This window comes from Kitasatospora sp. NPDC002965 (genome assembly GCF_040611255.1).
In the GTDB taxonomy this organism is placed as follows: domain Bacteria; phylum Actinomycetota; class Actinomycetes; order Streptomycetales; family Streptomycetaceae; genus Kitasatospora.
The window spans coordinates 53,958-77,938 of the sequence record NZ_JBEXNT010000029.1; the positions used below are offsets into that span (position 1 = coordinate 53,958).

Below are 23,981 nucleotides of genomic sequence, written 5' to 3' on the forward strand. Positions count from 1 at the left end.
GATCGACCGGCACGAGGGCCGGTCCGGCGCCTACTGTATTTCCTTCTGACAGCGACGCCGTCCGGTGGTCCGGTGGTTGGCGCCCCGCCCGAGGGATTCGCACCCGAAAAGCCCGGCCCGGCGGGCGCACGTGGCACTCGCCGGGCCGGGCGGTTGTTGCAGAACTGTCGAACAACTGGGCGGCGGAGTGGCCGGGTTCGGCCCGTCACCGCCCCGTCACCGCGCCGTCACCGCCCCGTTCAGGCGTCGACGGTCTCGGTTTCGGCCTCGGCCGGCGGGGCCGCCTTGACCGAGTCGAGCAGCAGCTGGGCGACGTCGACGACCTTCAGGTGTTCCTTCGCCGCGCCCTCGTTCTTCTTGCCGTTCACGGAGTCGGAGAGCATGACGAGGCAGAAGGGGCAGGCGGTGGAGACGATGTCCGGGTTGAGCGAGAGGGCCTCGTCCACGCGCTCGGTGTTGATCCGCTTGCCGATGCGCTCCTCCATCCACATCCGCGCGCCGCCGGCGCCGCAGCAGAAGCCGCGCTCCTTGTGGCGGTGCATCTCCTGCTGGCGCAGGCCCGGGACCTTGTCCATGATCTCGCGCGGCGGGCTGTAGACCTTGTTGTGGCGGCCCAGGTAGCAGGGGTCGTGGTAGGTGATCAGGCCCTCGACCGGGTTGACCGGGACGAGCTTGCCCTCGTCGATCAGGTGCTGCAGCAGCTGGGTGTGGTGGATGACCTCGAAGTGGCCGCCCAGCTGCGGGTACTCGTTGGCGATGGTGTTGAAGCAGTGCGGGCAGGTCGCCACGATCCGCTTGACCGGGGCGTCCTCCAGCGCGGCGTTCAGCGTCTCGACGTTCTGCGCGCCGAGCATCTGGAAGAGGAACTCGTTGCCGAGGCGGCGGGCGGAGTCACCGGTGCAGGACTCCTCCTTGCCGAGGATGGCGAACTGCACGCCGGCGGTGTGCAGCAGCTCCGCGAAGGCCTTGGTGGTCTTCTTGGCGCGGTCCTCCAGGGCGCCGGCGCAGCCGACCCAGTAGAGGTACTCGACCTCGGCGGGGTCGATGTCCTCACCGATCACCGGCACCTCGATGCCGGTCTCCTTCTTGAGCTCCTTGACCCAGTCCAGGCGGGCCTTGGTGGCCATGCCCCACGGGTTGCCCTTGTTCTCCAGGTTCTTGAGCATCGCCCCGGCCTCGGTCGGGAACGAGGACTCGATCATCACCTGGTAGCGGCGCATGTCGACGATGTGGTCGATGTGCTCGATGTCCACCGGGCACTGCTCGACGCAGGCGCCGCAGGTGGTGCAGGACCACAGCACGTCGGGGTCGATGACCCCGTTCTCCTCCGCGGTGCCGATCAGCGGGCGCTCGGCCTCGGCCAACGCGGCGGCGGGGACGCCGGCGAGCTGCTCGGCGGTCGCCCGCTCCTCGCCCTCCATGTCCTTGCCGCCGCCGGCGAGCAGGTACGGCGCCTTGGCGAAGGCGTGCTCCCGCAGGCTCATGATCAGCAGCTTGGGCGAGAGCGGCTTGCCGGTGTTCCAGGCCGGGCACTGCGACTGGCAGCGTCCGCACTCGGTGCAGGTGGAGAAGTCGAGGATGCCCTTCCAGGAGAAGTGCTCGACCTGGGAGACGCCGAAGACGGCGTCGTCGGCCGGGTCCTCGAAGTCGATCGGCTGCCCGCCGCTGGCCATCGGACGCAGCTCGCCGAGGGCGACGTCGCCGTCCTCCTCGCGCTTGAAGTAGATGTTGAAGAACGCGAGGAAGCGGTGCCAGGCGACGCCCATCGAGGGGTTGATGCCGATGGTGATGGCCCAGGCGAAGGAGGTGCAGATCTTCAGCATCGCGAAGACGTAGACCAGGTTCTCCAGGGTGCCGTGCGACAGGCCCTTGAAGGCCAGCACCAGGGGGTAGGAGATCAGGTACTTCGCCTCGTACGAGCCCACGTGCTCCAGCGCGCCCTCCAGGCCGCGCAGGATCATGATGCACAGGCCGATGCCGAGGATCGTGTACTCGACGTAGAAGGCCTGCCAGGCGATCGAGCCGGCGAAGCGCGACTTGCGGCCCGCCCGGCCCGGCAGGCTGAGCAGGCGGATCACGATGAGGGTGGCGATGCCGAGGGTGGTGAAGGTGCCGACCAGCTCGGTGAAGAGCTCGTACGGCAGCCAGCCGCCGAGCACCGGCAGCACGAACTCGGCGTCGAACAGCTGGAAGAAGGCGGTCAGCAGGGTCAGGCCCAGCGTGAAGAAGCCGACCGCGACGAACCAGTGGGCGACGCCGACGACGCCCCAGCGGTTCATCCGGGTGTGGCCGACGAACTCGACCGCCACGGTCTTCGCGCGCAGGGCGGGCTGCCCGAACCGGGTCGGGTCCGGCTGACCGGTCCGCACCACCTTGTAGATGTACAGCGCCGCACGGGCGGCGAGCGCGGTGCCGACCACGAACGTGACCAGCGAGATGACGATCGCTGCTAGCTGCATCGGCTCTCCGTCTCCTGCGGCTTTCTGGGGGTGCTGGGGTGCTGGGGGTACAGACTCTCGCGGTGATTGTACTCGCCGGTAACTTGCAGGGCCGACGGGCCGGACATTACCGCTCGTTAACACTTCTCCTGAAGATGCTCAAGGTATGGCGGCAGTCACGTAAGTGCACCCTGCCATCGCCGTCCGGGCGGCACGGGGCCGCCCGCCGCTCCGCTCTCCGCATTTCCGGCTCAGCAAAGTTGAGCGCTCCGGACTCATAGCTGTTGACGCCCCCCGCCTCGTCGTGCATCCTTGAGCCTGTAAAGCTCAACTCTTCCGTGGAGGTATCTACGATGGCACGCGCGGTCGGCATCGACCTCGGCACGACGAACTCGGTCGTCAGCGTTCTGGAGGGTGGCGAGCCCACCGTCATCACGAACGCCGAGGGCGCTCGGACCACGCCGTCCGTCGTCGCCTTCGCGAAGAACGGCGAGGTGCTCGTCGGCGAGGTGGCCAAGCGTCAGGCGGTCACCAACGTGGACCGCACCATTCGCTCGGTCAAGCGTCACATGGGCACCAGCTGGAAGATCGGCCTGGACGGCAAGGACTTCAACCCCCAGCAGATCAGCGCCTTCATCCTGCAGAAGCTGAAGCGGGACGCCGAGTCCTACCTGGGCGAGACGGTCACCGACGCCGTCATCACCGTCCCGGCGTACTTCTCCGACTCGGAGCGCCAGGCCACCAAGGAGGCCGGTGAGATCGCGGGCCTCAACGTCCTGCGCATCGTCAACGAGCCGACCGCGGCCGCCCTGGCCTACGGCCTGGACAAGGACGACCAGACCATCCTGGTCTTCGACCTCGGCGGCGGCACCTTCGACGTCTCGCTGCTGGAGATCGGCGACGGGGTCGTCGAGGTGAAGGCCACCAACGGTGACAACCACCTCGGCGGTGACGACTGGGACCAGAAGGTCGTCGACCACCTGGTGAAGGTCTTCCAGGCCGGCCACGGTGTCGACCTGTCCAAGGACAAGATGGCCCTGCAGCGCCTGCGCGAGGCCTCCGAGAAGGCCAAGATCGAGCTGTCCTCGTCCTCCGAGACCTCGATCAACCTGCCCTACATCACGGCCTCCGCCGAGGGCCCGCTGCACCTGGACGAGAAGCTCACCCGCGCCCAGTTCCAGCAGCTGACCTCGGACCTGCTGGAGCGCTGCAAGGTCCCGTTCCACAACGTGATCAAGGACGCGGGCATCGCCCTCTCCGAGATCGACCACGTGGTCCTCGTCGGCGGCTCGACCCGCATGCCGGCCGTCGCCGAGCTCGTCCGCGAGCTGACCGGCGGCAAGGACGCGAACAAGGGCGTCAACCCGGACGAGGTCGTCGCCATCGGCGCCTCGCTCCAGGCCGGTGTCCTCAAGGGCGAGGTCAAGGACGTCCTGCTGCTCGACGTCACCCCGCTGTCCCTCGGCATCGAGACCAAGGGCGGCATCATGACCAAGCTGATCGAGCGCAACACCACGATCCCGACCAAGCGCTCCGAGATCTTCACCACGGCCGAGGACAACCAGCCGTCCGTGCAGATCCAGGTCTACCAGGGCGAGCGCGAGATCGCCGCGTACAACAAGAAGCTCGGCATGTTCGAGCTGACCGGCCTGCCGCCGGCCCCCCGTGGCCTGCCCCAGATCGAGGTCACCTTCGACATCGACGCCAACGGCATCATGCACGTCGGTGCCAAGGACCTCGGCACCGGCAAGGAGCAGAAGATGACCGTCACCGGCGGCTCCGCGCTGCCGAAGGACGACATCGAGCGCATGATGCGCGAGGCCGAGCAGTACGCGGAGGAGGACCACAAGCGCCGCGAGTCCGTGGAGACCCGCAACCAGGCCGAGCAGCTCGTCTACTCGACCGAGAAGTTCATCGCCGACAACGCCGACAAGCTGCCGGCCGACGTCAAGACCGAGGTCGAGACCGCCATCGGCGAGCTCAAGGAAGCCCTCAAGGGCGAGGACATCGCGAAGATCCGCGAGGCCTCCGAGAAGGTGTCCACCACCGCGCAGAAGCTCGGCCAGGCGCTGTACGCCAACGCCGACGCCGCCGGCGCCGCCCCGGCCGGTGACGCCGCCGGTGCCAAGGACGACGACGTCGTCGACGCCGAGATCGTGGACGACGAGAAGCCCAAGGGCGGTGCGGCATGACGGAGAAGCCGCAGGGTGCTGAGCCCGGCGACGACTCCGCCGCCGAGGAGGCCGTGATCAAGGCTGCCGAGGAGGCTGCCGCGGGCGGTGCCGATTCGACCGCCGGCGCGACCGGCGAACCGGACGACCTCGCCACGGCCAAGCGCGAGCTGGCCGAGCGGACGGCCGACCTCCAGCGCCTCCAGGCCGAGTACCAGAACTACCGGAAGCGGGTCGAGCGCGACCGGCTGACGGTCCGTGAGATCGCCGTCTCCAACATCCTGGAGTCGCTGATCCCGGTCCTGGACGACATCGGCCGGGCCCGTGACCACGGCGAGGTGACCGGCGGCTTCAAGTCCGTCGCCGAGTCGCTGGAGACCGTCGTCGCCAAGCTGGGCCTGCAGCAGTTCGGCAAGGAGGGCGAGCCCTTCGACCCGACCATGCACGAGGCGCTGATGCACAGCTACTCGTCGGAGGTCACCGAGGACACCTGCGTCCAGATCCTCCAGCCCGGTTACCGGATCGGCGAGCGGATCATCCGCCCGGCGATGGTCGCGGTCGCGGAGCCCCAGCCGGGCACCCAGACCACGTCCGGCCCGGACACCGACACCGCCAAGGGCGGGGAGAAGAAGGACCAGGCCGACGGTGGCTCGGACAGCTGACCACCGGTGACGGCTGACAACCTGTGCGCTGCGGAGTCGTACGCCGGCCAGTACGGCGGCCGGCTCCGCAGCGCACTGTCGACGGGCCACGGCCGGCCCGTTGACAGCTCTGTGACGATGGACCTCGGGAGGTGGCGCCAGCCATGAGCGGCAAGGACTACGTGGAGAAGGACTACTACAAGGTCCTCGGCGTGCCCAAGGACGCCACCGCCACCGAGATCAAGAAGACCTACCGCAAGCTGGCCCGCGAGTTCCACCCCGACGCGAACAAGGGTGACACCGCGGCCGAGGAGCGGTTCAAGGACATCTCCGAGGCGTACGACGTCCTCTCCGACGAGAAGCGCCGCAAGGAGTACGACGAGGCCCGCAGCCTCTTCGCCAACGGCGGCTTCCGCGCCGGCGGCCCCGGTAACGGCAACTACAGCTTCGACTTCGGCGACCTGTTCAGCGGCAACCAGGCCGGCAACAGCGGTGGCCTCGGCGACGTCTTCGGCGGCCTGTTCAACCGCGGCGGCGCCCGGCAGGCCCAGCCCCGGCGCGGCGCCGACGTCGAGACCGAGGTGACGCTCTCCTTCGAGGAGGCCGTCGACGGCGCCACCGTCCCGCTCCGGATGACCAGTCAGGCCCCCTGCCGCCACTGCAACGGCACCGGTGCCAAGGCCGGCACCACCCCCCGGGTCTGCCCGACCTGCGTCGGCTCCGGCACGGTCAGCCGCGGCCAGGGCGCCTTCGCCCTCTCCGAGCCCTGCCGGGACTGCCGCGGCCGCGGCATGATCGTCGACGACCCGTGCACCGACTGCCACGGCAGCGGCCGGGCCAGCTCCGCCCGCACCATGCAGGTCCGGATCCCGGCCGGTGTCCAGGACGCCCAGCGGATCCGCCTCAAGGGCAAGGGCGCGCAGGGCGAGCGCGGCGGCCAGCCCGGCGACCTCTACGTCACCGTGCACGTCGACCCGCACCCCGTCTTCGGACGGAAGGCCGACAACCTGACCGTGACCGTCCCGGTCACCTTCCCCGAAGCCGCGTTGGGGGGCACCATCGAGGTGCCGACCCTCAACGGACCCTCGGTGAAGCTCAAACTCCCCCCGGGCAGTGCCAACGGCCTCACCCTGCGGGCCCGCGGCAAGGGCGCCACCCGCAAGGACGGCACCCGGGGCGACCTCCTGGTCACCGTGGAGGTCGTGGTGCCCCAGCACGTCACCGGCGACGCGCTGGCCGCTCTGGAGCAGTACCGCGAGGCCACCGCCTCCGACGACCCGCGAGCCGCCCTGTTCCGAGCGGCGAAGGGAGCGTGACGACCAGATGACCCCCGACAGCACCGGCCACGGCCCGATCGGCCCCGGCATCGGCGAGGGACTGCCCGGCGGCGGCCCCCCGCGCGCGCGCCGGGCCGTTCCGCAGCCCCAGTACGTCCTCACCGAGGACACCCCGGTCTACGTGATCTCGGTGGCCGCCGAGCTCTCCGGCCTGCACCCGCAGACCCTCCGCCAGTACGACCGCCTCGGCCTGGTCTGCCCCGACCGCACCGCCGGCCGCGGGCGCCGCTACTCGGCGCGCGACATCCAGCAGCTGCGCGACGTCCAGCGGCTCTCCCAGGACGAGGGCATCAACCTCGCCGGCATCAAGCGGATCATCGAGCTGGAGAACCAGGTCACCGCCCTCCAGTCCCGGATCGCCGAGCTCACCGACTCCCTCGAAGGCGCGGCCACCGCCCTCCAGCAGCGCGAGGCCACCATCCACGCCTCCTACCGCCGCGACCTCGTCCCCTACCAGCCCCCGACCCCGCACTCCAGCGCCCTGGTCGTCTGGCGTCCCAAGCGCTGACCCGGCCACGACGGTCGCCGCCGCCGGTTCCCTCTGGTTGGGGGGTGCCGGCGGTGCTTGCGTGGTGAGAGAGTGCTTTCTGCAGGCGAGAGCGGATCAAGAACGCCGATGCCGGTTCGCGGAGGCTCTGGCTAAGATCCCCATCGAAGCCGGCGAACCGGCCTCACTCAGCTCTATCCGAACACCAGGGAGCCGCAGATGAGCGAGACGGCCGAGCCCGGACTCACCTCAGGCGGCCTCGGTGTCCTTTCGGACGGCGCTCGCAAGCTCTACCTCCACGTCCTGCACTCCCACGGCCGCCTCGTACCCGCGAGCCAGGAGGCCACCGACCTCAGGTTCCTCCAGGAGCTTCTCGACATCGGCCTGCTGGTGCCGGACACGGACGAGCCGGACGTGCTCGTCGCCGTGGACCCCCAGCAGCTCTCGTCCGGGCTCATCGCCTCCTGGCAGCGCAAAGCACTCGACCTGCTCTCCCGGGCCGAGGCACTTCCGATCGATTTGAAGGAACTGTCCGAGGCCTTCCACACGCCGAAGCAGACCGGCGGCAGCATCGAGTACGTCCGTGGAAAAGTACTGATCAATCAAAGACTCGGGCAGTTGACCACGAGTTGCACCGAGGAGTTCCTCGCCGCACAACCGGGTGGTCCCCGCCCCCCGGAGGCACTCGCCGGCAGCCGCGACCGCGATTTGGCTCTTCTCCAGAGAGGCGCCACGTTTCGGACCATTTACCACCCCAGTACGCGTTACCACCCCGCCACCAGGGACTACGTCCTCGCCATCACGGACGCCGGGGGGCAGGTCCGCACCCTGGACGAGCCGTACACCCGGCTCATAGTCGTGGACCGCCGCACCGCCATCATTCCCATCGCGGACGACCTGAATGTGGCCGCGTTCATACACGACCGCGCGATCATCAGCTATCTGGTCTCCGACATCTTCGAGCGCAACTGGAACCGCGCTCTCGATTTCGACGGCGCCCGCGCGGTGCCGCAGGAGGTCATCTCACGCCTGCGGCAGACGATCATCGATCTGCTGCTGAAAGGCACCAGTCACCGCGTGATTGCCCGAAGCCTGGGCATCAGCGAACGCACGCTGGCGCGTCACATAGCGGACATGCGTGAGGACTACCGGGTGGATTCGCTGTTCCAGCTCGGGTACATGCTGGCCCGGACCACCCAGAGCGGGCACCCCGAAGAACGCCTCGGGGAACACGACCCGTCAACCGACTGACCGCCCGGGGCCCCTGACGGCCCGCCCGGGCGTCACGTGCCGGACTCAGGTCCAGTTGCTGTCGTTCGCGGTGAGGGCCAGCGTGACCAGGGCCGGAGCGTCGGCGGGCACGGAGTTGGCGGTACGCGGCGCCGGCTGGTGGCCGGAAGCCGCCGACGTGACCTGGCTGCTCGCGGTCAATACCGCTATAACAGCAACGACCGAAGCCGCAGTGATGCGAACGTGTCGGCGCAGGCGAAGCATTGCGATCACGCCTTCCTGAGTTAGTCGCGGGTATCGAGCAATGGGAACAGCTACGCAGCCGCCCACATAATGCCCCAGCTCGAACGCACGCGCCACATCCCCCCTCCACAGAGGTGCGTCATCTCCATGCCAGGCAGACAGATGACACCGCGAAGCAGTGGACTCCACCGCCCCGAACGATGGACGATCAGTTCGCTCCCGATGGTCCCGGCAAGCTCACCACACTTGCCGATGTACCTTCAATTCACCATTCGACTTAGCTCCCCCGAGCGAAGTCCGCAGCCTCGCCGATCAGAACCCCCTAACCCTGCCGGACCTGGTGAACCCGGTCAGCCACTCCCCGGAGTCGACATGACTGAGCCCTACCTGCGTCACCACGACAGCCAGGCCCTTGAGGGCCGGCGTGCACGAGTCTTCCTGGCCGCGCCGCTCATGCGGTTGACCGGGCCGGCGGACAGTGTGGTGACCCTCGCCAGCCGGACGCGGCTGACCACCCTCCGCACCACCCTCCTCCGCAGTGGCGCCGCCGTGTACAGCGCCCACCACAGTGACGCCTGGACCGTCGCCGGGCGCGCCCCCGAGCCGCGCGTGCCGTCGGACTTCCGCGCGCTGCAGTCCGCCGACCTCGTCTTCGCCTACGTCGGCGCACCGCTGTCGGCCGGGGTCAGCCTGGAGCTGGGCTGGGCGTCGGCGCTGCGCAAGCCGATCGTGCTCCTCGTCGACGAGGCCATCACCCACAACCCGCTGATCGCCACCATCGAGCAGGTCGCCCCCGTCCTGCCGCTGGTCTTCGACGACACCTGGTCCCAGGAGGCCCTCCACCACACCGTGGAGACCGCCCTCGACTGGGCCGGCATGGCGCTCTCCCTGCGCGAGGGCTTCTGGACCGCCCCCGGCGAGCAGTTCACCGTCCCCCGTCAGCAGCCCCCCGCCGTCGGCCCGACCGGCTACTGGCCCACCGGCGCGGCCACCGGCTGATCCCGTCCGGGCTCCCCCGCCGGGCTCCCGCACCTGCCGGCCCCCGCCGGCCCCGAAGGAACAGCGTCTCCGCGTCGTACCGCCCCGGACCGGGCACCGCGGGACCCCTCATCCGCCGGCCGAGCCGGAAGAGCCCCTCCACGTCGGGGAGTTCGCGCGGGCGGACGAGGTGACCGACCCCGTGACGCCTCAGCAGGCCGCGTTCGAGGAACGGACGGAACGCCCCGGTGTCCCCCTCCCGCGACGCGGCGGCGCGGATCCGGCCACCGTCCCCCGGCGGCGCCGGACAGCGCGCGTGGGCGGCCCCGTCCGGCAGCGGGACGCCGTGTTCGTCCGTCGTCCTCGCCGCGCGTCCGCCGGCCGAGCCGGACGAGGCCCCGCACGCCGCGGCGGCCAGTGCGGGCGACCGCGATCAGCCCCCCACTCGCAGAGCGACTCGGCAGAGCGACTCGGCCGGGCGGTCAGGCAGAGCGGTCAGGCAGCGCAGCGCAGAGCGGCCGGGTAGCGGGTGCGAACGGCGCCGTCGGGCTCATCCGTCGTCACGGCCGCCCCGCATCAGCCAACCGAGCTGGAACAGGGTCTGCGCCCCGTACCGGTCGCGGAGGCGGGCGATGTGCGCGGCCACGGTCCGCTCGCTCAGGCCGAGGCGGGTGGCGACCGCACGCTGGGTCAGACCGCGGGCCAGCAGGCGGCCGACGCGGTCGGACGCGTTGTGGGGGTTGCGGGCCGGGCCGTCGGCGAGCGCGGCGGTCCAGTCGGTCGCGTCGGCGCGGGCCCAGTCGCGCTCGAAGGCGTTGACGATGAAGGCGATCGCGGCGCGGTCGGTGATGAAGGCGGCGGTGCTGTGGTCGTCGCTGGCGGAGATCACCGCGACCGAGCGGTCGAAGATCATCAGCCGCTGGAACGGCTCGTCGAGGGTCCGGATCAGCGAACCGTGCCGGGTGACCTCCTCGGCGTAGGCCAGGGCGGCGGGTTCGGAGACCGCGACGGGCTGGTAGATGGTCCGCAGGGTGCAGCCGCGCTGCAGGAGCTGGACGTCCTGGACCAGGGCGCCCTGGAGGGCGTCGGCGGGCCGGTGGCCGGGCTGGGCGGTGAGGACCTCGGTGCGGCAGTCGGAGACCAGCTGCGAGATCCGGTGCCGGATGTGGGTGTGGCCCTCGATGTAGACGGCGCCGCCGGAGCGCTCGGGCGGCCGGGGCATCGCGTCGTAGGCGCGGGTGAGGCCGTCGAGGGTGCCGGGCAGGTTCTCGGCGCGGACGAGGAGGCGGGTGGCCTCGCTGCGGAGCTCGGCGCCGAGGCGGTCGCTGACCGAGCGCGGGCTGACGGCCGTGTAGCAGGCGTCCATCGGGTTGGGCATCAGCAGACCGATGGAGACGAGCTGGCGCAGGGCGCGACGGTCCGGTTCGGGGACGTCCGCGACGGGGATCCGGCCGCCGTCGGCCAGGATGGCGAGGTAGAGCCGGCGGGCGGCCTCGTCGGGCTCGCCGCCGGCCGCGGCCGCGCCGGTGGCGGCGCCCCCTCCGGCGCCGGCGCCCGGAGCGGTCGTCGGATCCGCCGTCCCCTCGACCGTCACGTCGAACGCTCCCTGCCGGATGTCTCGCGGATGTGTGCGCCCTCGCACGCGGTGCGCACTCGTCACACACGTTCGCCGGGCGTGATCACGGTACTGGGAGCCGGCGGGCCCCCGGACTCCGGGTGCCGTCGCACACGGGCCAGGGGGGCCGCCGGTCCACGCCACGGTCGCGGCGCTTCCGGCGAGGCGGAGCAGCAACGCCTCGCCGGCTCCGGTCCCGGGGGCCATCACCACACATGGCGTCCCGGCCGGCGCTCTTCCCCCCGATATGCAGGTACGTGCGGACGTACCGGACGCATCCAGTAATGAAGAGCAAGTCGCCGTCATCGGGCTGCGGTTGCCCGGTCGACGTGACGTGACTCCACCCTCACAGCGTGACGGCCGGTGAACAAGTGCCGCCCGACTGCATGTTCTCGCAATTGCAGGAACCTGCATCCTCGGCGTGGCGCGACGTCCGCCGCGGCGCCCTGGCGTATCGCGAACGCGCAGGTCAGGGCGGCGGGACGGCGGAGTCCGACCCTCCGGTCATTCGGAACCGAACGACCGTGTTCCGTTCCCCGCGGCCTATGCGGCGCTCGCCCCGTGCCTCCCCGGCCCCCGGTCCGAGCCCGTTCGGGCACCGTCCGGGTACCGTTCGGGCCGCCCGCACCGGACCGTACCGGAGTCACCCGGGGCCGGGAAGCCGCGGGGAAGCACGGGAAGGCGCGGCGCCGCAGGGCCCCGGCCGCCCGGATCCGGGCCGTCCGCCAGGACGGGTGGCACCGGAGGACGCCCCCCGGGACGGGCGGTCCCGACCGAGCCGACGACAGCCTCCCGCCGGACCACCGCACCACCGCACGGGGTGACTTGACACGTCGTCAGACCCCTGTCGGGCACCGGCTCAGGCCCCGGCTCAGCGGGCCAGCAGCCGGCCGCCCGCCAACCCGGCGGCGGTGCCGCCCGCGGCGAGGGCCCAGGAGGCCAGCAGCAGGACGAACAGGGCGGTGGCGAGTCCGGTGAACCCGGGGAAGCCGGTGTGCCGGGCGAGGGCGGCGGCGCCGGTGACGCAGGTGCCGACCGGGAAGGTGAACGCCCACCACGTCATCGCGAACGACATGCCGGCCCGCCGGGCACGGAGGTTGGCGGCGACGGCGAGCGCCAGCCAGAGCATCGCCACGCCGAGCACCGCCACCCCGTACAGCTCGGCGAGGGCGAGCGCGACGGGAGCGATCGTCGGGGTCACCGGGCGGGCGGCGTCGGCGAGTTGGTGGACCGCGGTGGTGGACTGGCCGAGCGGGCCGAGCACCAGGAAGAGCGACGGGGTGAGCGCCAGGGCGGGCAGCTTGCTGTGCACGAGACCGGTGAGCACCACCGGCAGCAGCGCCAGGGTGGCGAGCAGGCCGATCCCGAACAGCGCGCAGCAGGTGTACAGCAGCGCCTGCTGGGCGGTGCCGGCGGGCAGGTGCGGGATCAGCGCGGGCCCTGCGGCGGAGGCGACCAGCGGAGCCACCACCGGCAGCAGCCAGGTCGGGTTGGCCTCCAACGGGGAGACCGCGTGCCGGGTGATCATCAGGTACGGGATGCCGGCCGCGACCAGCAGCGCGTACCCGGTGCCCACCGTCCAGAGCACGGCGTCGAGCGCGACGGCCGGGCCGGTCCCGATGACGCGGGAGCCGAGCGTCAGGGTCCCGAGCCCGACCGAGATCAGCGCCATCGGCGGACAGCCGTAGAAGACGGCGGTGGCCGGGTGGTCCAGCAGCTGGGCACGGGCTGCGTCCCGGTGACGGGTGAGGTGGACCAGCCGCGCGGACCCGAGCACCAGCAGACCGGCCAGCCCGAGCGCCCACATCACCTCGCCGAACCCGATCAGGCCGGGCAGCCGGACCGGGAGGGCAGCCGCACCGTTGCCGACGATCGCGGTGCCCATGACCGCCGCGTACCAGTTCGGCCCGAGCTGTGCGAGGTCGAGCCGGCGGGCGTGGTCGGACGGGCGCAGACGGGGGCGAGGGCGGGGGCGGGGGTGCGTGCGGGGGCTGATCAGGGTGGCCATGGCATCAACCGTCTCCCGGTGCGACCCCGGCCGGTAGCGCCGAACGCTCTATGAGGGCATAGCCTGAACCTATGGCCCTCTCCCCGCGCGTCCCCGAACTCGGTGCGCTGGAGCTGCTGCTCGCAGTGGCCCGGCTCGGCAGCGTCGGCCGGGCCGCGGCCGAACTCGGGGTGAGCCAGCCGACCGCCAGCGCGCGGATCAAGGGCATGGAGCGGCTGATCGGCGTCCCGCTGCTGGACCGCTCCCCGCGCGGCTCCCGGCCGACCGAGGCCGGCCGGCTGGTGGTCGAGTGGGCCCGGCAGGTGGTGGAGGCCGCGCAGGCACTGGACGCCGGGATCGACGCGCTCCGCGAGCGCCGGGACGCCCGGCTGACCGTGGTGGCCAGCCTGACCGTCGCCGAGTACCTGATGCCCGGGTGGCTGCTGGCGCTGCACGAGGCGAGCCCGGGGACCGCCGTGACGCTGCGCACCGCGAACTCCGCGGACGTGGCCGGGCACGTGCTGGCCGGGGACGCGGACCTCGGCTTCGTCGAGGGCCCCTCCGCTCCGCCCGGACTGGCCGGCGCGGTGGTGGCGGCCGACCGGCTGGTCGTCGTGGTCTCGCCGGGCCACCCCTGGGCGCGCCGCCGCTCCCCCCTGACCCCGGCGGAGCTGGCGGCGACGCCGCTGGTGCTGCGCGAGCCCGGCTCGGGGACCCGGGAGGTGCTGGAGATGGCGCTGGCGCCGTACGGGGGCGCGGCCCGGCCGCGGCTGGAGCTGGCCTCGTCGACGGCGCTGAAGGCGGCGGCGATGACCGGCGCGGGGCCGGTCTGCCTGAGCGAGCTGGCGGTGGTGGAGGAGCTGGCGACCCGACGGCTGGTGGAGGTGCCGCTGGCGGAGGGGCTGGACCTGCGACGGCCGCTGCGGGCGGTCTGGCCGGCCGGCCGGCGGCCGAGCGGGCCGGCCCGGGAGCTGCTGACGCTGACCCGGCGGACGGCGGCCCCGAGGCGGGCGACCGGGGCGCGGCGGTCGACGGCACGGACGGAGGCCGGGGCTCCGGGGATCCGGCCCGCGGGCGGCGGCGCGCCGGGGGCCCGGGCCGCGGAGAACGGCGCCGCCGGGAACCGGGCCGCGGGGGCCCGGAGACCCGCCCCGCACGGGCGCCCCGACCGTTCATCTGAAAGTTGAGCGGAATAGACTCAACTTAGTGCATGCTGTAGAGAGCAGAACCAACGCACGACAAGGGAGGACACCCCAGCAGTGGACGCCAGCAAGTTCACCACCAAGACGCAGGACGCCCTGTCCGCCGCGATCCGGCAGGCCGGAGGCGCGGGGAACCCGGACGTCAAGCCGGTGCACATCCTGATCGCGCTGCTGGAACAGCCCGAGGGCATCGCCAGGCCGCTGCTGGAGGCGGTCGGCGCCGACGTGTCGCGGGTCGAGGCCGAGGCCCGCCGCCTGCTGACCGGGCTGCCCAGCGCGATGGGCTCGACCGTCGCCGCGCCCCAACTGGCCCGCGACACCCTGGCGGTGCTGACCGAGGCCGGCCGGCGCGCCGACGACCTCGACGACCAGTACGTCTCCACCGAGCATCTGCTGGTCGGCCTGGCCGCCGAGGGCGGTCCGGTCGCCGAGCTGCTGGTGCAGCAGGGCGCCTCCGCCAAGGCCCTGCTGGCCGCGTTCAAGGACGTCCGGGGCAGCGGCCGGGTCACCTCGCCGGACCCGGAGGGTACCTACAAGGCACTGGAGAAGTACGGCACCGACCTCACCCAGGCCGCCCGGGACGGCAAGCTCGACCCGGTGATCGGCCGGGACCAGGAGATCCGCCGGGTGGTCCAGGTGCTCTCCCGCCGGACCAAGAACAACCCCGTGCTGATCGGCGAGCCCGGCGTCGGCAAGACCGCCGTCGTCGAGGGCCTGGCCCAGCGGATCGTGGCCGGCGACGTGCCGGAGTCGCTGCGCGGCAAGCGCCTGGTCTCGCTGGACCTCAGCGCGATGGTGGCCGGCGCCAAGTACCGCGGCGAGTTCGAGGAGCGGCTGAAGGCCGTCCTCAACGACATCAAGCAGAGCGACGGCCAGGTCGTCACCTTCATCGACGAGCTGCACACCATGGTCGGCGCGGGCGCCGGCGGCGACTCCGCGATGGACGCCGGCAACATGCTCAAGCCGATGCTGGCCCGCGGCGAGCTGCGGATGGTCGGCGCCACCACCCTCGACGAGTACCGGGAGCGGATCGAGAAGGACCCGGCCCTGGAGCGCCGGTTCCAGCAGGTGCTGGTCGGCGAGCCCAGCGTCGAGGACTCGATCGCCATCCTGCGCGGCCTCAAGGGCCGGTACGAGGCGCACCACAAGGTGCAGATCGCGGACGCCGCGCTGGTCGCCGCGGCGACGCTCTCCCACCGGTACATCACCTCCCGGTTCCTCCCCGACAAGGCGATCGACCTGGTCGACGAGGCCGCCTCCCGACTGCGGATGGAGATCGACTCCTCGCCGGTCGAGATCGACGAACTCCAGCGCTCCGTCGACCGGTTGCGCATGGAGGAGCTGGCGCTGGAGAAGGAGTCGGACCCGGCCTCGGTCGACCGGCTGGCCCGGCTGCGCTGCGATCTCGCCGACAAGAACGAGCAGTTGAGCGTGCTCACGGCCCGGTGGGAGCAGGAGAAGAAGAGCCTCAACCGGGTCGGCGAGCTCAAGGAACAGCTGGACGACCTGCACGGCGCGCTCGAACGCGCCCAGCGGGACGGCGACTTCGAACGCGCCTCCAAGCTGATGTACGCCGAGATCCCGGCCGCGGAGAAGGAGCTCACCGACGCCCAGGAGCGCGCCGCCGCCCAGGACGGCTCCGCCTCGATGGTCAAGGAGGAGGTCGGCCCGGACGACGTGGCCGACGTGGTCGCCTCCTGGACGGGCATCCCGGCCGGCCGGCTACTGGAGGGCGAGAGCGCCAAACTCCTGCGCATGGAGGAGGAGTTGGGCCGCCGCCTGATCGGCCAGGCAGAGGCCGTGCAGGCCGTCTCGGACGCGGTCCGGCGGACCCGCTCGGGCATCGCCGACCCGGACCGCCCGACCGGCTCCTTCCTCTTCCTCGGCCCGACCGGCGTCGGCAAGACCGAACTCGCCAAGGCCCTCGCCGACTTCCTCTTCGACGACCAGCGGGCCATGGTCCGCATCGACATGAGCGAGTACGGCGAGAAGCACTCCGTCTCCCGCCTGGTCGGCGCGCCGCCCGGGTACATCGGCTACGAGGAGGGCGGCCAGCTCACCGAGGCGGTCCGCCGCCGGCCGTACAGCGTGGTGCTGCTGGACGAGGTGGAGAAGGCCCACCCCGAGGTCTTCGACGTCCTGCTCCAGGTGCTGGACGACGGCCGGCTCACCGACGGCCAGGGCCGCACGGTGGACTTCCGCAACGCGATCCTGATCCTCACCTCCAACCTGGGCAGCCAGTTCCTGGTGGACCCGGCCACCCCGGAGGAGCGGAAGAAGGACCTCGTCCTGGACTCCGTCCGGGCCGCCTTCAAGCCGGAGTTCCTCAACCGGCTCGACGACATCGTGGTCTTCGACCCGCTCGGCACCGCCGAGCTGAGCAGGATCGTCGACCTCCAGGTGGCCGCGCTCGGTGCCCGGCTGCGCGAGCGGCGGCTCACCCTGGAGGTCTCCGCGGCGGCCCGCGACTGGCTCGCGCTCACCGGCTACGACCCGGCGTACGGCGCGCGGCCGCTGCGCCGGCTGGTGCAGTCGGCGATCGGCGACCAGTTGGCCAGGGCGATCCTGGCCGGCCAGGTGCACGACGGCGACACCGTCCTGGTCGACCGGGACGACGAGACCGACCGCCTCACCGTCCGGGCCCGCGGACCACTGGAGAAGTAGCGCCGGCGGACCTCGTCGGACCCGGTCAGCGGGGCCCGCCACCCCCGGTGACCTGCCTCGCACACCCCCGGTGACCGGGTCCGGTCACCGGGGGTGCGCCATGATCCGGCCATGCCCGGCCGGAGCGCGGTCTCCCCTGTGAGGCAGGGCCCCGATGAGGCAGGATGGGAGGTGGAAGGGCGGCCTCTCATTGCCGACCACCACGTGCACTGAGGAAGAGGACCCTATGAGCATCGACCCGTCGTCCATCCCGTCGTTCGGTGTCCCCCAGGGCGGGCAGCCGGGCGGTCAGGGCGGCCGTCCGGACGGCCCGCCGCCGATCATCGTCCCGGACCAGGCCCTGGTGGGCCAGCTCCTCGACCAGATGCAGCTGAAGCACGTCGTGGACGAGGAGGGCGACCTCACCGCCCCCTGGGAGGGCTTCCGCGTCTACTACATGTTCCGCGGTGAGCAGAAGGAGCTCTTCGCCGTCCGCGCGTTCTACGACCGCTCGTACCCCCTTGAGGACAAGGCCGAGATCCTCGACCTGATCGACGAGTGGAACCGCGAGACCCTCTGGCCCAAGGTCTACACGCACACCCACGAGGACGGCGTCGTCCGGCTGATCGGTGAGGCCCAGATGATCGTCGGCACCGGCGTCAACCTGGACTACTTCGTCACCACCACCGCCAACTGGACCCAGGCCGCGGTGGGCTTCGAGCAGTGGATCGTCGAGCGCCTCGGCCTGCAGAAGGACATCGAGGGCGAGGACGGCGAGGGCAAGCCCTCCGAGGGCACCGACGAGGCCTGATCCTCCGCCTCCGGCCCTCCGCCACGGCCCGCCACCGGCACTCCGGTGGCGGGCCGGCGCCGTTCCCGGCGGGCCGTCCTTGTCCCGGGCCCTCCCCTGGCCCGAGGATGGGGGTCGACCACGAGGTGTGAGGAGCCGTGATGGGTGCGAGGCCGCTGCTGAACCGCCGGCTGGAGGGACTCGGCACCACGATCTTCGCGGAGATGTCCGCGCTGGCCGTGGCGACCGGTTCGATCAACCTCGGCCAGGGGTTCCCGGACACCGACGGGCCGGAGGCGGTGCGCGAGGCCGCCGTCCGTGCGCTGCGCGAGGGGCTCGGCAACCAGTACCCGCCCGGCCCCGGGGTCCCCGAGCTGCGCGCCGCGATCGCCGGTCACCAGCGGCGCTTCTACGGCCTCGCGTACGACCCGGACACCGAGGTGCTGGTCACCGCGGGCGCCACCGAGGCGATCGCCGCCACGCTGCTGGCGCTGCTGGAGCCGGGCGACGAGGTGATCGCCCTGGAGCCGTTCTACGACTCGTACGCCGCCTGCATCGCGATGGCGGGCGCCGTCCGCGTCCCGCTCACGCTGCGTGCCCCCGACTTCCGCCCCGACCTGGACCGGCTCCGGTCACTGGTCACCCCGCGTACCCGGCTGCTGCTGCTCAACTCGCCGCACAACCCCACCGGCCTGGTGCTCACCGCCGAGGAGCTGCGCGCGGTCGCCGAACTCGCCGTCGAGCGCGACCTCCTGGTGGTCACCGACGAGGTCTACGAGCACCTGGTGTTCGGCGGCGCCCACCACCCCGTCGCCGCCCTGCCCGGCATGCGCGAGCGCACCGTCTCCATCTCCTCGGCGGGCAAGACCTTCTCGTTCACCGGGTGGAAGGTCGGCTGGGTCACCGCGTCGGCGCCCCTGGTCGCGGCGGTGCGCACCGCCAAGCAGTACCTGACCTACGTCAGCGCGGGACCCTTCCAGTACGCGGTGGCCGAGGCGCTGCAGTTGCCCGACGACTACTTCGCGGACTTCCGCGCGGATCTGCTGCACAAACGGGATCTGCTCGCGGACGGGCTGGGCGCCGCCGGTTTCCGGGTGTTCCGGCCGGCCGGCACCTACTTCATCACCACCGACATCACTCCGCTGGGCGAGAAGGACGGCATCGAGTTCTGCCGCACGCTGCCCGAGCGGTGCGGCGTGGTGGCGATCCCCAACGCGGTCTTCTACGACGACGTGGACGCGGGCCGCTCGCTCGTCCGCTTCACCTTCTGCAAGAAGGTCGAGGTCCTGGAGGAGGCGGTCACCCGGCTCGCCCGGCTCTGACCGATCTGCGGGACCTCTCGCACGTTCCGACGATTCGTCAACTCACCTGAACGGTAAGGGCTTTCCCTGCCGGTCGGGCAGTTTCCGCTGCCCCGGCGGCATGCCACGATGACGGTCCGGCGCCGTGCGCCCGGCGCGGCGGGGCGGGGGGCGTACAGGTCGTGTGAACAGCGCATGAGCAGCTCACACGGCGTGCGATCCGGGGCGAGGGGCGCGCGCGGTGCATAGTCGCACACCGGGTCGATCAGAGCAGGGAAGCAGATGTGCTCGAAACGGTGAATGCTTGACAAAGTTGGGTAAATCACCGACGGACCCGGCGTATTCGTGCTTCTCTGCTGCTGAATCTCCAGCCGGAATCCTTCCTTCCACGGTCGGCCGCGCCCTGGACCGCACAGCCACGAACAGCCTCGCCCTTGCCTAGGCCAACTCGCTGCTGCTCGGCGGGCGCGCACGGAGCTGAAACGCGGAGCCGAGCATGCTCACCACTTTGCAGACCTCCTACACGGACACCCGCGCGGGTGACCTGGCCTGGTGCCTGGGCGGCGACCCGCTGCCCGCTCTCGCGGTCCGCGACCTGAGACTCGACGGCCCCGGCCACCCCGGCCCGCCCGGCACCCTCCAGCTGCGGCTGCTGGGCGCCTCGCACCAGGTGGTGATCACCGCCGGCCCGGGCCACTGCCTGGAGACCGTCGCCTGCCTGCCCGGTCGCCGAACGCCGCTGCCGGCCCGGGTCGCCAAACAGGTCGACGGCTGGGAGTACGAGTTCGCGGCCCGGATCGAGGCGTTGCCGCCCCACGACTTCGCCGCCCGCGCCCAGGAGTTGCTGGCACTGGTCGAGGGGCACCCGCGCGGCCTGGCCGGGGTCTTCCCCGGAGACCCCAGCGCCTTCACCGCCCTGGTCACCCAGGGCGGCGCGGACCGGCTGCTCTGGCGCACCTGGCACGCCTACCCGCAGGAGGGGCAGCTGGTCTGCACCCGGTCCTCGCTGGTGGTCCTCCGGTGACCGCGACGACCGAGCCCTCCATAGCCCTGCCGGCGATCTTTCATTCGTACGCAGGAACGATTCGTCAACCTGTCACGCCCAGCTGTCCGTCGAATGGGCGCAGCCGTCCGTCCCGAACGTCGCCTAGCGTTTGTTCGTGATCAACCATCCGGCCGGTCCGCCCCCCGCACAGCCGGGCCTCGACCTCGACGACGGCAGCCCACCCCGGCTCGGGCGGAGCCTGACCCCCCTGCCAGCCCGCCGTCGGTGCCGGCTGCGTTCCCGCCCGCGGCTCGCCCGACTGGCCGTCCTGCTGGCCGCGTTCGTCTGCGCGGCCTGCGGACTCGTCTACGAGCTGGAACTCGTGGCGCTCGGCGACTATCTGCTCGGGGACTCGGTCACCCAAACCTCCGTCGTCCTCTCCGTCATGGTGTTCGCGATGGGCCTCGGCTCACTGCTCGCCAAGCGGTTCACCAGCCGCCCGGCCACCGCCTTCGCCCTGGTCGAGTGCGCCCTCGCCCTCACCGGCGGCCTCTCCGTCCTGGCGCTCTACTCGTGCTGGGCCTGGATCGGCCGCTACCAGGCCGCCATGGTCGGCATGACCTGCCTGATCGGCGTGCTGATCGGCGCCGAGATCCCCCTGCTGATGACGCTCGTCCAACGGATCCGGCGGGAGGACGCCGGACGGGCCGTCGCCGACCTCTTCGCCGCCGACTACGTGGGCGCGCTCATCGGCGGGCTCGCCTTCCCGTTCCTGATCCTGCCCGCCCTCGGGCCCGGCAGCGGCGCCCTGGTCACCGGCGCGGTCAACGCCGTGGCCGGCTCCGCCGTGGTGCTCTGGCTCTTCCGCGAGGAACCGGCGCCGAGGGTCCGGCTGATGCTCTGGGGCGGCTGCGCCCTGGTGCTCGCGGTGCTCGCCGCGGCCGCCGCCTGGTCCGGCGCGGTCGAACGCGCCGCCCGGCAGGCGCTGTACGGCGGGCAGGTGCGGTACGCCCACGGCCGGTACCAGGAGGTCGTGCTCACCGGCCCCGCCGAGGGCCCGCTCCGGCTCTACCTGGACGGCCGGCTGGCGGTCTGCGGGCCGGACGAGTACCGGGGCAACGAGGCCCTCGTCCACCCCGCGATGGGAGCCGGTCCGGACGGCCGGGTCCTGGTGCTCGGCGGCGGCGACGGGCTGGCCCTGCGGGAGGTGCTGCGGCACGGCGGGGTCCGCTCGGTGCTGGTCGTCGACCCCGACCCGGCGCTCCCCCGGCTGGCCCGGACCGACCCGGCCCTCGCCGCCCTCTCCGGGCACTCGCTGGAGGACCCCAGGGTCCGCACCGCCGAGGCCGACCCGCTGGAGTGGCTGCGCACCACCCGCCCCGCTCCCGGCCGGTCCTTCGACGTGATCCTCGCCGACCTGCCGGCGCCCGCCGACGGCGGCCCGGCGAAGTTCCACTCCCAGGAGTTCTACGGCCTCACCACCCGGCTGCTCGCCCCCGGGGGGCGGCTCGCCGTCCGGGGCGGCGGCGAACCGGGCGGCCGGCACGGCCTCTGGCAGGTCGAGTCGGGCCTGCGCGCCGCCGGCCTGCGGACCGTCCCGTACGCGGTCGCGGGCAGCGCGACGGCCAGCTGCCGCCCCGGACCGGAGAGTGACCAGACCTTCCTGCTCGCCGCCGCCGCCCAGCCGCCGCTCTCGCTCGCCCCCGACGCGCCGCCCCCGCGCGCCCTCACCCCCGACGCCCTCCGCGCGTCCGCGGCCCGCCTCGCCGCGGCCCGCCCCGCCCGTCCACCCGCCGCCCTGACCCTGCTCGGCCCCCGCTGAGCCCCTCCGGCGCCCGGAGCCCGTACGGGGGCCCCGGCGCCCGTACGGGGCCGCTCCGGGCCCGGGGCCCCGACCCGGAACGGCCCCGGGGCGGGGCTCGGGCGACAGCTGGGGGACAGGGCGGGGCCCGGAACGGGTTCGGTCGGTAGGCTCCCTGACATGGAGCATGAGGTTGTCGTCCCGATGCCGGCCGGGCTGGTCCGGCAGGCCCTGCAGGATCCGGCGCTGCTGGCGCGTTCCGTGCCGGGGCTGAGCACCGAACCGGCTGCCGTCGGCAGCGGCCCGGCCGACGAGATCGCCGGGCGGCTGAAGCTGCGGATCGGCACCTCCACCATCACCTACAAGGGTGGGCTCTCACTGATCGAGGGCCGCGAGGGCGTGCTGACCGCGTTCGCCGAGGGCCAGGAGGCCCGCGGCAGTGGCGAGGCCACCGCCACCGTCCGGGTCAGCGTCGCCGACGGCGCCGAGGACGGCACGGCGGTGGTCCGCTTCACCGGCGACCTGACCGCCTCGGGGCGGCTGACCGAGTTCGACGACGAGACCCTCGCCGCGACCGGCCGCCGACTGCTGGACCGGTTCGCCGCCGCCCTCGCCTCCCCCGACGGCGCGCCGGAGGTCGTCCCGGACGAGGACGAGGAGGCGGCCGTGGGCGCGGACGGGGCTCCGGGCGCGGCCCGGGAGCCCGCCGCGGAGGACCCCGGGAGCCCCGGGGACGCCGAGGACGGCCCGGCCCGCCAGGACGGCCGGGAAGCCGAGTCCCCCAGCACCTCCGAGGACGACCAGGACGACCAGGCCGACCGACCCGCTCAGGGCACCGAGGACGGCCAGGACGCCGAGGAGCCCGAGGACGCCGATGACGTCGAGGACGGCGGCCAGGACGACGAGGAGCCGCCGGGCACCGCCACCGTGGTGTTCCTGGAGGACCACCAGGAGGACCGCCAGGGCGAGCCCGGCGACGACCTCGACGACGACCTCTCCGACCTGATCGCCTTCTCCGACGCCGACGCCGAGCGCTTCGGCCTCCCCGTGGGTGACGTCGACGAGCCCGACCGCACCGCCGCCGGGGCCGGGGCCGAGGAGGCCGTCTCCGCCGACCTCCCCTCCGAGCTGCCCTTCGAGTACGAGCAGGACCCCGTGCTCGGCGGCCCGGTCCGTCGCAGCATCGTCGGCCGCTCCGCCGAGGAGGTCGACCACGCCCCGCCGCGCGGCCCGTACGCGCCCGCCCTGCCGGCCCGCAGCGCCCGGGCCCGCGCGGCCTCCCGCTGGGGCGGCGACGCCGGCGGGATCGTGGTGCCGGGCGTGGGCGGTCGCAGCGCGGTGCCGTGGGTGATCGGCGGCGGTGTGGCCCTGCTGGGCGGCGCGGTGGTGCTGGTCAGGGCCCTGCGCCGCCGTTAGCCGGGGGCCGCCCCCTAGACTGGACGCTCATGAGCAACGACCGCGACGCCCTGCTGGCACAGATCAAGGACAAGGCCGTCGTCCACGGCAAGGTCACCCTTTCCTCCGGCAAGGAGGCCGACTACTACGTCGACCTTCGCCGGATCACGCTGGACGGCCGCGCCGCCCCGCTGGTCGGCCGGGTGATGCTGGACGCCACCTCCCACCTGGAGTACGACGCCGTCGGCGGGCTGACGCTGGGCGCCGACCCGGTGGCCGCCTCGATGCTGCACGCCGCCGCCGCGCGCGGGCGTGAGCTGGACGCCTTCGTGGTCCGCAAGGCGGGCAAGGCGCACGGCCTGCAGCGTCGCATCGAGGGCCCGGAGATCAAGGGCCGCCGGGTGCTGGCGGTCGAGGACACCTCCACCACCGGCGGCTCGGTGCTGACCGCCGTCGAGGCGCTGCGCGAGGCGGGCGCCGAGGTGGTCGGCGTGGCGGTGATCGTCGAGCGCGGCGCCGCCCCCGCCATCGAGGCCGCCGGCCTGCCGTACGTCACCGCGTACACCCTGGAGGACCTGGGCCTCTGAGCCCGGGCCCGCCGTCTTCGCGGCGACCCCGCCCGCCCGCTCCCTCCGCAGCGCAACCGAACGGCCGGGGCCCGGTCCTGTTTCACGTGAAACAGGACCGGGTCGCCGTCGGGCCGGCGGCGGGCGGCGACGGCCTTGGCCACCCGGGGC

General features: G+C 72.5%; 17 protein-coding genes and 1 pseudogene. 14 read left to right on the top strand and 4 right to left on the bottom strand.

Annotated elements, in window-relative coordinates; translation table 11 throughout:
- Positions 1-239 precede the first annotated feature (239 nt).
- Positions 240-2,459, bottom strand: a complete 2,220-nt coding sequence (locus ABZY91_RS14900; protein ID WP_355402526.1) for a (Fe-S)-binding protein — start codon at positions 2,457-2,459, stop codon at positions 240-242.
- Between the two features lie 332 nt (positions 2,460-2,791).
- Between ABZY91_RS14900 and dnaK the strand changes: the two genes are divergently transcribed.
- The 5 genes from dnaK to ABZY91_RS14925 all read left to right on the top strand — a co-directional run bounded on the left by dnaK (position 2,792) and on the right by ABZY91_RS14925 (position 8,325).
- The gene (gene dnaK, locus ABZY91_RS14905; RefSeq protein WP_329884887.1) at positions 2,792-4,630 is read left to right on the top strand and encodes a molecular chaperone DnaK; all 1,839 of its coding nucleotides are present in this window, start codon (positions 2,792-2,794) and stop codon (positions 4,628-4,630) included.
- Positions 4,627-5,271 carry a nucleotide exchange factor GrpE gene (gene grpE / locus ABZY91_RS14910; protein WP_355402528.1) on the top strand — a complete coding sequence of 215 codons (645 nt, stop codon included), beginning with the start codon at positions 4,627-4,629 and terminating at the stop codon, positions 5,269-5,271. The genes dnaK and grpE overlap by 4 nt, the downstream gene beginning before the upstream one ends.
- Before the next feature lie 143 nt (positions 5,272-5,414).
- Positions 5,415-6,566, top strand: coding sequence for a molecular chaperone DnaJ (gene dnaJ / locus ABZY91_RS14915; RefSeq protein WP_329884885.1), 1,152 nt, complete (start codon positions 5,415-5,417; stop codon positions 6,564-6,566).
- Between the two features lie 7 nt (positions 6,567-6,573).
- Positions 6,574-7,095 carry a helix-turn-helix domain-containing protein gene (locus ABZY91_RS14920; protein ID WP_329884884.1) on the top strand — a complete coding sequence of 174 codons (522 nt, stop codon included), beginning with the start codon at positions 6,574-6,576 and terminating at the stop codon, positions 7,093-7,095.
- Between the two features lie 198 nt (positions 7,096-7,293).
- Positions 7,294-8,325 carry a helix-turn-helix domain-containing protein gene (locus tag ABZY91_RS14925; protein ID WP_329884883.1) on the top strand — a complete coding sequence of 344 codons (1,032 nt, stop codon included), beginning with the start codon at positions 7,294-7,296 and terminating at the stop codon, positions 8,323-8,325.
- Between the two features lie 45 nt (positions 8,326-8,370).
- Here ABZY91_RS14925 and ABZY91_RS14930 read toward each other — a convergent pair whose 3' ends face one another.
- Complete coding sequence (locus ABZY91_RS14930) at positions 8,371-8,505, bottom strand: hypothetical protein (RefSeq protein ID WP_329884882.1); 135 nt, start codon at positions 8,503-8,505, stop codon at positions 8,371-8,373.
- A 414-nt stretch (positions 8,506-8,919) separates the two neighbouring features.
- Here ABZY91_RS14930 and ABZY91_RS14935 point away from each other — a divergent pair, with 414 nt between their 5' ends.
- Positions 8,920-9,546, top strand: coding sequence for a hypothetical protein (locus tag ABZY91_RS14935; protein ID WP_329884881.1), 627 nt, complete (start codon positions 8,920-8,922; stop codon positions 9,544-9,546).
- 529 nt (positions 9,547-10,075) lie between these two features.
- Here the strand turns inward: ABZY91_RS14935 and ABZY91_RS14940 are convergent.
- Together ABZY91_RS14940 and ABZY91_RS14945 are read right to left on the bottom strand one after the other, a co-directional pair.
- Positions 10,076-11,119, bottom strand: a complete 1,044-nt coding sequence (locus ABZY91_RS14940; RefSeq protein WP_355402531.1) for a LuxR C-terminal-related transcriptional regulator — start codon at positions 11,117-11,119, stop codon at positions 10,076-10,078.
- A gap of 892 nt (positions 11,120-12,011) precedes the next feature.
- Positions 12,012-13,148, bottom strand: a complete 1,137-nt coding sequence (locus ABZY91_RS14945) for a TDT family transporter (RefSeq protein WP_355402533.1) — start codon at positions 13,146-13,148, stop codon at positions 12,012-12,014.
- A 71-nt stretch (positions 13,149-13,219) separates the two neighbouring features.
- On the opposite strand from ABZY91_RS14945, the pseudogene ABZY91_RS14950 reads away from it, so the two are divergent.
- From ABZY91_RS14950 to pyrE, 8 genes and pseudogenes are all read left to right on the top strand, one after another.
- Positions 13,220-14,116: pseudogene (locus ABZY91_RS14950) on the top strand (LysR family transcriptional regulator); the annotation flags it as partial.
- A 270-nt stretch (positions 14,117-14,386) separates the two neighbouring features.
- The gene (gene clpB, locus ABZY91_RS14955) at positions 14,387-16,993 is read left to right on the top strand and encodes an ATP-dependent chaperone ClpB (protein ID WP_355402535.1); all 2,607 of its coding nucleotides are present in this window, start codon (positions 14,387-14,389) and stop codon (positions 16,991-16,993) included.
- A 226-nt stretch (positions 16,994-17,219) separates the two neighbouring features.
- Positions 17,220-17,783 (top strand): YbjN domain-containing protein, encoded by a 564-nt coding sequence (locus ABZY91_RS14960; protein ID WP_329884877.1) that lies wholly within the window; start codon positions 17,220-17,222, stop codon positions 17,781-17,783.
- 140 nt (positions 17,784-17,923) lie between these two features.
- The gene (locus ABZY91_RS14965) at positions 17,924-19,084 is read left to right on the top strand and encodes a pyridoxal phosphate-dependent aminotransferase (protein WP_355402537.1); all 1,161 of its coding nucleotides are present in this window, start codon (positions 17,924-17,926) and stop codon (positions 19,082-19,084) included.
- 475 nt (positions 19,085-19,559) lie between these two features.
- Positions 19,560-20,087, top strand: coding sequence for a DUF2617 family protein (locus ABZY91_RS14970; RefSeq protein ID WP_329884875.1), 528 nt, complete (start codon positions 19,560-19,562; stop codon positions 20,085-20,087).
- Positions 20,088-20,340: 253 nt separating this feature from the next.
- On the top strand, positions 20,341-21,870 hold the full coding sequence (locus tag ABZY91_RS14975) for a polyamine aminopropyltransferase (protein WP_355402551.1): 1,530 nt from the start codon (positions 20,341-20,343) through the stop codon (positions 21,868-21,870).
- Positions 21,871-22,029: 159 nt separating this feature from the next.
- On the top strand, positions 22,030-23,265 hold the full coding sequence (locus ABZY91_RS14980) for a hypothetical protein (RefSeq protein WP_355402539.1): 1,236 nt from the start codon (positions 22,030-22,032) through the stop codon (positions 23,263-23,265).
- A gap of 29 nt (positions 23,266-23,294) precedes the next feature.
- Positions 23,295-23,831, top strand: a complete 537-nt coding sequence (pyrE, locus tag ABZY91_RS14985) for an orotate phosphoribosyltransferase (RefSeq protein ID WP_329884873.1) — start codon at positions 23,295-23,297, stop codon at positions 23,829-23,831.
- Positions 23,832-23,981: the final 150 nt, after the last annotated feature.

Coding starts and splice junctions, on each gene's coding strand:
- ABZY91_RS14945 (WP_355402533.1), bottom strand. CDS start 13,148: ATGGCCACCCTGATCAGCCCCCGCACGCACCCCCGCCCCCGCCCTCGC.
- dnaK (WP_329884887.1), top strand. CDS start 2,792: ATGGCACGCGCGGTCGGCATCGACCTCGGCACGACGAACTCGGTCGTC.
- ABZY91_RS14965 (WP_355402537.1), top strand. CDS start 17,924: ATGGGTGCGAGGCCGCTGCTGAACCGCCGGCTGGAGGGACTCGGCACC.
- ABZY91_RS14980 (WP_355402539.1), top strand. CDS start 22,030: ATGGAGCATGAGGTTGTCGTCCCGATGCCGGCCGGGCTGGTCCGGCAG.
- ABZY91_RS14935 (WP_329884881.1), top strand. CDS start 8,920: ATGACTGAGCCCTACCTGCGTCACCACGACAGCCAGGCCCTTGAGGGC.
- ABZY91_RS14960 (WP_329884877.1), top strand. CDS start 17,220: ATGAGCATCGACCCGTCGTCCATCCCGTCGTTCGGTGTCCCCCAGGGC.
- pyrE (WP_329884873.1), top strand. CDS start 23,295: ATGAGCAACGACCGCGACGCCCTGCTGGCACAGATCAAGGACAAGGCC.
- grpE (WP_355402528.1), top strand. CDS start 4,627: ATGACGGAGAAGCCGCAGGGTGCTGAGCCCGGCGACGACTCCGCCGCC.
- ABZY91_RS14925 (WP_329884883.1), top strand. CDS start 7,294: ATGAGCGAGACGGCCGAGCCCGGACTCACCTCAGGCGGCCTCGGTGTC.
- ABZY91_RS14920 (WP_329884884.1), top strand. CDS start 6,574: ATGACCCCCGACAGCACCGGCCACGGCCCGATCGGCCCCGGCATCGGC.
- ABZY91_RS14970 (WP_329884875.1), top strand. CDS start 19,560: ATGCTCACCACTTTGCAGACCTCCTACACGGACACCCGCGCGGGTGAC.
- dnaJ (WP_329884885.1), top strand. CDS start 5,415: ATGAGCGGCAAGGACTACGTGGAGAAGGACTACTACAAGGTCCTCGGC.
- ABZY91_RS14900 (WP_355402526.1), bottom strand. CDS start 2,459: ATGCAGCTAGCAGCGATCGTCATCTCGCTGGTCACGTTCGTGGTCGGC.